Origin of the sequence: Streptomyces sp. NPDC056948 (assembly GCF_042674225.1) — a bacterium.
Classification (GTDB): Bacteria; Actinomycetota; Actinomycetes; order Streptomycetales; family Streptomycetaceae; genus Streptomyces; species Streptomyces purpurascens.
Genome location: NZ_JBHUQX010000569.1, coordinates 1 through 4,718 on the forward strand (window position 1 = coordinate 1; position 4,718 = coordinate 4,718).

The following is a 4,718-nucleotide window of genomic DNA, read 5'->3' on the forward strand; positions in this document are numbered from 1 at the left end:
GGACGGCGCGTCGGCTCAGTCGCGCCAGACGGAGTGCGCGGCGGCCTCGGCGTCGAGGGTGCGCAGCAGCTCCTCGTCGATGGAGTGCAGCGAGTCGACGATGTGCCGGGCACCGCTCTCGCGCATGAGCTGCGGCTGGAAGCTGTGCTCGAAGGAGCTGGGGTGGCCGATGAAGGGGATGTCGAGGGCCTTGGCGACCTCCGCCACCCGGGCCACGTCGTCGATGAACAGCACCTCGTCGTGCTTCAGGCCGAAGACCTCGGTGGTGATCTCGCGCAGGCCGGGGCGGAAGTCGTTGGTGCAGACGTAGCCGGGCTCGTCGAAGAGGTCGGTGTGCTCGCCCAGGAAGTGGTCGAAGTGCGACTTGGCGAGGCCGCCGTAGCTGACCGTCTTCAGCCCCAGTCCGCGCAGCCGGCGCAGCAGGTCGATCGCACCGTCGAGCAGCTCGACCGGGTGCTCGCGGGTGTACTCCTCCCGCTCCTTGAAGTAGACGTCGATCGCCTCCTGCGCGGTCCACGGGACGCGTGCGGCGTTCGCCATGCCCTGGCCGCCCACGAGCTGCGGCTGGGAGAAGATGCTGCGCTCGACGTCGGCGGTGTACTCGCCGCCACGGCTGACGATGAAGTTGTGGATGACGGGGCTGAACGTGTCGTTCAGCAGGACGCCGTCGATGTTGACGGCGGCCAGCTTGAGCTGCTTGAGCTTGTCTGCCATGGGATTCCTCGTTACATCGGGGGTTGGTGGTGGAGGGGTGAGAGGGGCGGGCCGGTCAGTGGCCGACGGTCGCCATGCCCGCGGGGTCGTAGCGCTCGCCGGAGACGACGTCGTGGGGCACCGCGGCCGACACGGCGGCCAGTTGCTCGTCGGTGAGGCGCAGTTCGGCGGCGGCGACGTTCTCGCGCAGGTAGCCGATCCGACGTGTGCCCGGAATGGGGACGATGTCGTCGCCCTGAGCCAGCAGCCAGGCCAGCGCGAGCTGGACGGGGCTGCAGCCGTAGCTCTCGGCGAGCTCGCGGAGCCGCTCGACCATCCGGATGTTGCGCGCCAGGTGCTCCTGCTGGAAACGGGGGTGCGAGTGCCGGAAGTCGGTGGGGTCCAGGTCCTCGGGCCGGCTGATCGCACCGGTCAGGAAACCCCGACCGATCGGCGAGTACGCCACGAGCGAGGTGCCCAGCTCCCGGGCCACCGGCAGGACTTCCTGCTCCACCTCGCGGGTCCACAGCGAGTACTCGGTCTGCAGAGCCGCGATGGGGTGGACGGCGTGCGCCCTGCGCAGGGTCTGGGCGGTCACCTCGGACAGCCCCAGGTGCCCGACCTTGCCGGCCCGCACCAGCTCCGCCATGGCTCCGACGGTCTCCTCGACGGGGATGTCGGGGCTCTTGCGGTGAAGGTAGTAGAGGTCGATGTGGTCGACGCCCAGGCGCTGCAGCGAGGCGTCGACGGCCTGCCGGCAGTACTCCGGGCTGGAGTCGATGTTCCGGCCCTGCCGCGGGTCGCTGTCGTCGCGCCGGATGCCGAACTTGGTCGCGAGGACCACCTGGTCGCGGCGGCCCGCGATGGCCCGGCCCACCAGGCGCTCGTTGTGGCCCTTGCCGTACATGTCGGCGGTGTCGAGCAGCGTGACCCCGCTGTCCAGGGCCGCCTGAAGGGTCGTCAGGGACTCGGCCTCGTCGGTCGGGCCGTAGAACTCCGACATCCCCATGCAGCCGAGACCGATCGCGGAGACCACCGGACCGTTGGTTCCTATCCTGCGTTGCTGCACTCAGTTCTCCTCGTGCGCGGTCGTGAGCCGGGTCGTGTGAAGCGGTGTCCGGAGCACGTTCCGCCTGCACCGCGGGGCAGGGTCGCCGCCGGACGCGTTCCATGCTGGCAACGCGTACTTACGCACCACTCATGTGCCGCTCACGGCCGACGTGAGCGGCACATGTGCCCTGCGTGGGCCGGTGGTGAGGGAAAGCGGAGCACGCGTTGCCACAGTGAGACCTCCGAGAGGCGCCGGAGCGCATCGGTGCACCACGACACCAGCCAGGAGGAACAACGCAGTGACGGCTACGACAGCGACAACGGCTGTGGCTGACAGCAGCACCTCGAAGACGTCCCACAGTGCCGGAGACGCCGGATGACCGGCCCGGACCGCGCGGCGGTCGTCGCCGGCCTGGGAAGCTGGGTACCGCCCACCGTGGTCACCAACGACGACCTCGCCCGGCAGCTCGACACCTCGGACGAGTGGATCAGCAGCAGGACCGGGATCCGCCGGCGGCATGTCATCGAACCGGGCGGGTCGACCGGGGACCTCGCCGTCGAGGCCGGCAGCAGGGCCCTGAAGTCCGCGGGCGAGGAGCGGGCCGACATCGTCGTGGTCGCCACCAGCACTCCGGACCGGCCCTGCCCGGCCACCGCGCCCGAGGTCGCCGACCGGCTGGGGCTCGGCGGTGTCGGCGCGTTCGACATCGCCGCCGTGTGCACGGGCTTCGTCTACGCCCTGGGGACGGCGGCCGGTTTCATCCAGGCGGGCTTCGCGCGCTCCGTGCTGGTCATCGGGGCGGACACCTTCTCCACCATCCTCAACCCGGCCGACCGTACGACCCGGGCCATCTTCGGGGACGGCGCCGGAGCGGTGTACCTGCGCGCCGGCGAGGCGGACGAGCCGGGTGCGCTGAAGGGGCTCCACCTCGGCAGTGACGGCAGCCAGAGCGACCTCATCCAGGTCGCGGCCGGCGGCTCACGGCAGCGGTCCACCGGCCTGCCGAGCCCGGCGGAGGCCGCCTACTTCACCATGGAGGGCCGCCCGGTCTTCGGGGAGGCCGTGCGCCGCATGGCGGCCTCCGTGACCACGACGGCCGAGGCCGCGGGCTGGGCCGTCGAGGACATCGACAAGGTCGTCCTCCACCAGGCCAACGCGCGCATCCTGGCGGCGGTCGCCGAACGCGTCGGCCTGCCGCCCGAACGGTTCCCCGCCAACATCGAGCGGGTCGGCAACACCGTCGCGGCCTCGATCCCGCTCGTCCTGGCCGACGCGTCGGCCGACGGCGAACTGCTCCCCGGCCGGCGCGTCGTGCTCGGCGGGTTCGGCGGCGGGCTCACCTGGGGGTCCGTGGCGCTCGAGTGGCCGGACGTCACAGCGGTCTGACACCGGCTCACCCTCACTCTCGACCTCACCCTCCCTCACCACTCATCGCATCCCCACCCATCGCATCCCAAGGAGCAACACCATGCAGGCAATCGCGGAGCGGGTCTCGGTCCTTCTCTCCGACCAGTTCAAGGTCAAGCCCGAGATCATCGCGTCCGAGGTGACCCTCGGCAAGCTGTCCTTCGACTCCCTGGTCCTGATCGAGCTCGGCCTCGTCCTGGACAAGGAGTTCGGCGTGGAGATAGCGGACGGTGAACTCACCGAGGAGCACACCCTGGACGACCTGGTCCAGCTCCTGTCGGCCAAGGGAGCGGCGGTCTGATGGCGGACGGTCGTACGAACGGCATCGCCGTCACCGGTCTGGGCCTGGTGACCCCGGCCGGACTCGGCGTGGCCGAGAACTGGGAGCGGGTGCTGTCAGGACGCTCCTGCGCCACGCGCGACCCCGCACTCGGCGAGCTGTCGGTGGACTTCTCCTGCCGGGTACCGGGTTTCGACGCCGGTGAACTGCTGGGCGGCTTCGCCGGCTGGCAGCTCGAGCGCTTCGTCCAACTCGCCATCGTGGCCTCCCGGATGGCCGTCGCCGACGCCGGATGGGACTCCACGACCTGGGACGGTGCCCGGGTCGGGGTGGTGCTCGGCAACTCCCTCGGCGGCGCCGCCACCTTCGCGGAGCAGCACGACACGCTGCGCGAGCGCGGTCCCGACAAGGTCTCGCCACTCCTGGTGACGAAGTACATGCCGAACATGGTCGCCGGCTATGTGGCGATCGACTGCGGTGCCCGGGGGCCGAGCCTGGTCACCGCCACGGCGTGCGCGTCCGGCGCGACCGCCATCGGCACCGCCCGGGACCTGCTGCGCTCCGGCGTCTGCGACATCGTGCTCGCTGGTGCCAGCGAGTCCGCGCTGACTCCCACGGTGATGGCCGGGCTGTGCAAGATGGGCGCCCTGTCCAAGTCGGGGGACGCGCCCGAGCACGCGGGCAAGCCGTTCGACGCGGAACGGGACGGGTTCGTGGCCGCCGAGGCGGCCGGCGTGCTCGTCCTGGAACGGGAGGCGGACGCCCGCGCCCGGGGCGCGACGGTCCGCGCCCTCGTCAGCGGTTACGGATCCTCCTCCGACGCCCACCACGCCACCGCCCCGCACCCCGACGGGGAGGGCATCGAGCGGGCACTGCGCGCCGCCCTGGCGGACGCCGGTGTCGCCCCCTCGGACGTCCGCCACGTCAACGCGCACGGCACCGCCACCGCGATGAACGACCTCGTCGAGGGCAGGATGCTGCGCCGTGTCCTGGGCGACACGCCCCTGGTCACGTCGACCAAGGGGGTCACCGGCCACGCGCTGGCGGCCGCGGGCGCCATCGAGGCGGCGTACACGGTGCTGGCCGTGCAGCACGGCACGGTGCCGCCGACGGCGAACCTGAAGAACCCGGACCCCGCCATCGAGTTGGACGTGGTCAGCGGCGAAGCCCGCACCACCCCGGTGGACGTCGCCGTCAGCACCTCGCTGGGATTCGGCGGCCACAACGCCGCGCTCGTCATCACAGCGGCCTGAGTCCCACGGCAGGCCGCGCTCTCCGGGCCGGGAG

The 4,718-nt window shown here is 71.5% G+C and carries 5 protein-coding genes; 3 read left to right on the forward strand and 2 right to left on the reverse strand.

Annotation, left to right across the window (positions count from 1 at the left end):
• Positions 1 to 15 precede the first annotated feature (15 nt).
• Both ACFTZL_RS41195 and ACFTZL_RS41200 read right to left on the reverse strand, forming a co-directional pair.
• Positions 16 to 714, reverse strand: a complete 699-nt coding sequence (locus ACFTZL_RS41195) for an HAD family phosphatase (RefSeq protein WP_382594605.1) — start codon at positions 712 to 714, stop codon at positions 16 to 18.
• Positions 715 to 769: 55 nt separating this feature from the next.
• On the reverse strand, positions 770 to 1,762 hold the full coding sequence (locus ACFTZL_RS41200) for an aldo/keto reductase (RefSeq protein ID WP_382594608.1): 993 nt from the start codon (positions 1,760 to 1,762) through the stop codon (positions 770 to 772).
• Positions 1,763 to 2,119: 357 nt separating this feature from the next.
• Between ACFTZL_RS41200 and ACFTZL_RS41205 the strand changes: the two genes are divergently transcribed.
• The 3 genes from ACFTZL_RS41205 (at position 2,120) to ACFTZL_RS41215 (ending at position 4,684) form a co-directional block, all read left to right on the forward strand.
• Entirely contained in the window at positions 2,120 to 3,130 is a 1,011-nt protein-coding gene (locus tag ACFTZL_RS41205) for a beta-ketoacyl-ACP synthase III (protein ID WP_382594611.1), read from the forward strand.
• A gap of 82 nt (positions 3,131 to 3,212) precedes the next feature.
• Positions 3,213 to 3,452: an acyl carrier protein gene (locus ACFTZL_RS41210; RefSeq protein ID WP_020272690.1), complete on the forward strand. Its 240-nt coding sequence runs from the start codon at positions 3,213 to 3,215 to the stop codon at positions 3,450 to 3,452.
• Entirely contained in the window at positions 3,452 to 4,684 is a 1,233-nt protein-coding gene (locus ACFTZL_RS41215; protein ID WP_382594614.1) for a beta-ketoacyl-[acyl-carrier-protein] synthase family protein, read from the forward strand. The genes ACFTZL_RS41210 and ACFTZL_RS41215 overlap by 1 nt, the downstream gene beginning before the upstream one ends.
• The last annotated feature ends 34 nt before the right edge of the window (positions 4,685 to 4,718 follow it).